2 protein-coding genes are annotated in these 3,537 nt (G+C 50.7%); both read left to right on the plus strand.

The window, feature by feature from the left end:
* The first annotated feature begins 523 nt into the window (after positions 1 to 523).
* Positions 524 to 1,771: an amidohydrolase gene (locus VZT47_RS09735; RefSeq protein WP_330224770.1), complete on the plus strand. Its 1,248-nt coding sequence runs from the start codon at positions 524 to 526 to the stop codon at positions 1,769 to 1,771.
* Between the two features lie 14 nt (positions 1,772 to 1,785).
* Positions 1,786 to 3,246 (plus strand): MFS transporter, encoded by a 1,461-nt coding sequence (locus VZT47_RS09740; RefSeq protein ID WP_330224771.1) that lies wholly within the window; start codon positions 1,786 to 1,788, stop codon positions 3,244 to 3,246.
* Positions 3,247 to 3,537 lie beyond the last annotated feature (291 nt).

Genomic DNA, 3,537 nt, shown 5'->3' on the forward strand with positions numbered 1-3,537 from the left:
CGGGACTCGGGACTCGGGGCGGTGGCGCGGCACAACTCATGAAGCCGCGCCTTTTTATATTTTCTGCACTACCGGTGCAAGGCACATATGAGGAAAACGCAAAGCATGCTGCAGGGCCCCACCCTCCCGAGTGCCGGGAGGGTGCCGGAGCGAAGCGGAGGCGGGTGGGTTCATCGATCGTTTCAAGTCGAAAATGAGGCTGACTGGCGAAAGGTAAGCGGGACTATTGACACTGCAGGTATATAAAATGATTTAAAACTTGCGAAAATAGCAGAGAAAATATTTCTGATTTCCTTCTGTCCATTCTTTACAGAATTTTCACAAACGGATAGCCACCAGCATATAACCTAGAAAATTCCGATAAAACCGATATTCTTTTCCCAAGTGAAGAAATTTTTTGAAATAAAATTGACTAATAGTCAAAAATACTATTGCAATTTTATTTCCACATGGTATAATTCAATTAAAGCAAAAGTTACTAAATAAATTTCAAATAAATTGCGAAACAAAAGGAGTAAAGAAAATGATGACAAGAGTTGAAAACAAGATCCGCAGCCTGCTTCCAACCCTGAAGGAAACCTATATGTACCTCCACTCCCATCCGGAGCTTTCCATGCAGGAAGTGGAGACGGCCCGTTATATTTCCAAAAAGCTCAGAGAAATGGGGCTGGAAGTGCATGAAAGAATCGGGGGCACCGGAGTGGCTGCGATTCTTCGGAATGGAAATGGCCCCGTCGTGATGATGCGCTGTGATATGGATGCCCTTCCCATGAAAGAGGAAACGGGCCTTCCTTACCGGAGCCAGTGGACCACTTTGAACCGGATGGGCGAAATGGTGCCTGTTTCCCACATGTGCGGTCATGATATGCACATGACCTGGCTCCTTGGGACTCTTTCCATTCTTTCGGAAACGAAGGAAGACTGGCAGGGGACAGTGGTGGGGATTTTCCAGCCCGGTGAAGAAACGGCGGAAGGTTCGAAAGCTATGCTGGAAGGGGGCCTTTCCGAAATCATCCCGAAACCGGAAATCATTCTGGGCCAGCATCTCATGCAGTACTGTGCGGGAACCGTTGCCATCAAAGGCGGTCAGATCCTGACGGCCGGAGACAGTCTGGAAGTGACTTTCTTCGGAAAAGGCGGCCACGGAGGCATGCCCCAGAATGCCATCGATCCCGTCATTATGGCATCTTCGGCAGTTCTCCGGCTCCAGACCATTGCTTCCCGGGAAATTGCGCCCACCGATCAGGTGGTGATTACGGTCGGTTCCATTCAGGCGGGAAAAGCGGAAAATATCATTCCCCATGAAGCGAAACTCAAACTGAATGTCCGCACCACCGATGAAAAGGTCCGGGAAAAAGTGCTGGAAAGCATTCGCCGGATCTGTGAAGCGGAAGCCCTGGCTTCGGGAGCGGCGATTTTGCCGGAAATCAGGGAAATCAACAGCTTCCCCCTCACCGTGAATGATGAGAAAGCGGCAGAACTCATTGAAATTTCCTTCCGGAAATATTTTGGAAATAAGACCCTCAAAGCCTCTCCCATCGGGGCCAGCGAAGATTTCTCCCGCTTCGGCAGGGCCTGGAATGTGCCCTATGTGTACTGGTTCGTAGGGGGCACGAAAAAAGAAATTTACGAAGAAGCCCTGAAAAACGGCACCACCGGAAGCCTTCCGGGACCCCATTCTCCCCACTGGGCGCCATCCCTCCTCCCGACTCTGGCCGTAGGCATTGAAACCATGATCATTGCAGCCAATAACTGGCTCCGTCAGAAATAGAAAGCGTGAATACCATGAGAAAAGAAACTTACAAAGGAAATGACAGACTCCTCTTCGGCAGCGTCCTGGCCATTCTCACCTTCTGGCTCTTTGCCCAGACTACCTTGAATGTGATGCCTTCCATGCGAAGTGATCTTGGCATCGAAGAAAGCTGGAGCAATATGGCCATCAGCATTACCGCTCTCTTCTCCGGACTTTTCATTGTCGTTCTGGGCGGGCTGGGGGATAAAATCGGACGGGTGAAAATGACCCTCTCCGGCATTATCCTTTCCGCTGCCGGATCCCTTCTGATCGCTCTTACCCCGCCCGGAACCACCGTATTTCTTATGGCAGGACGAATCATCCAGGGCCTTTCGGCAGCCTGCATCATGCCATCCACCCTGGCCCTCGTGAAAAATTACTATGAAGGCGCGGCAAGGCAGCGGGCCCTTTCCTATATTTCCATGGGCTCCTGGGGCGGAAGCGGACTCTGCGCCCTCTTCGGAGGATTCGTAGCCAGCACATTTGGCTGGAGATATATCTTCCTTGCCTCCGTCCTCGTATCCATCGTAAGCTTTGCCCTCATTTACGGTACCCCTGAAAGCCGTGTGGAAAAGAAAAATCCCGCCCCCTTTGACTGGTATGGTCTTGCGACCTTCATGATTTCCACCGTAGCCCTCAATATCGTGATCGGTCAGGGAGCAAAAATGGGCTGGGGTCATCCCGTTATCATCGCCCTGATTCTTACCACTTTCGTAGGTTCCATCCTTTTCTTCAAAGCGGAAATGGGAAATCCGGAGGCTTTCATCGATTTCCGGCTTTTCAGAAATAAAACCTATGCCGGCGCCACCCTTTCCAATTTCCTCCTGAACGGCTCTGCCGGAACCATTATGGTTACCCTTTCCCTCCTCCAGCTGGGAGCAGGCATAAGCCCCTTCTCTGCCGGACTGGTCACCCTCGGATATCTCGCAGCCGTTTTAGGAACCATCCGGGTAGGAGAAAAACTCCTCCGGCACTGGGGAGCCAGACGTCCCATGATTCTCGGCTGTCTCATTACCTCTGGAGGAATGATCCTTCTCTCCACCAGCTTCCTTTACACCTGGCAGTACATGATTGCAGCTTTCATCGGATTTACCCTCTTCGGTATCGGACTTGGCTTCTATGCCACCCCCTCTGCCGACGCAGCCCTTTCCAATGTTCCCTCCGACCAGGCAGGAAGTGCCGCAGGCCTCTATAAAATGGCCTCCTCCCTGGGAGCTGCTTTCGGAGTTGCAGTTTCCGCCTCCATTTTCACTGCCCTCTCCGGAATGGACCTCAGCGCTTTTGCAGGATTCTTCCTCGGAAGGACCGATAACGTATCCATCCGCCTCGCAGCCATGGCAGCTTTACTCTTCAATTTCCTTATGATTATGGCAACCATTTCCTCCATCGTGAATACCATTCCGAAAAAAGAAATGGAAGAAGAAAACGAAGACCTGGCCTCCGCAGAATGCTGAGTACCAGCGGGCCCGCTGTTTATATAGATGCCCCGCAGGACAATCCGTCCTACGGGGCTTTTACTTTGGGCTGAGCCCTTTGCGGTTTTGATTTTTCGGCTCTCTTCGAAATTTTGAATCCTTCGGGACTCGGGAAACGGGACTCGGGGCGGTGGCGTATAATTTACCCAAGATTAAATAAATTCAAAAACTGACTACCCCAAATTAAATAGATGGAAATTCGAGAACGACGCCAAAAGAGAAATGCTAAAATCATGTTAAGCATTAGTTTTTGACATAGAAAGGAAGATC

Source organism: Dialister sp. (assembly GCF_036343215.1).
In the GTDB taxonomy this organism is placed as follows: domain Bacteria; phylum Bacillota; class Negativicutes; order Veillonellales; family Dialisteraceae; genus Dialister.

What these genes read in the sequence shown, in the direction of transcription:
- VZT47_RS09735 (WP_330224770.1), top strand. Translation starts at nt 524, where the DNA reads ATGATGACAAGAGTTGAAAACAAGATCCGCAGCCTGCTTCCAACCCTG.
- VZT47_RS09740 (WP_330224771.1), top strand. Translation starts at nt 1,786, where the DNA reads ATGAGAAAAGAAACTTACAAAGGAAATGACAGACTCCTCTTCGGCAGC.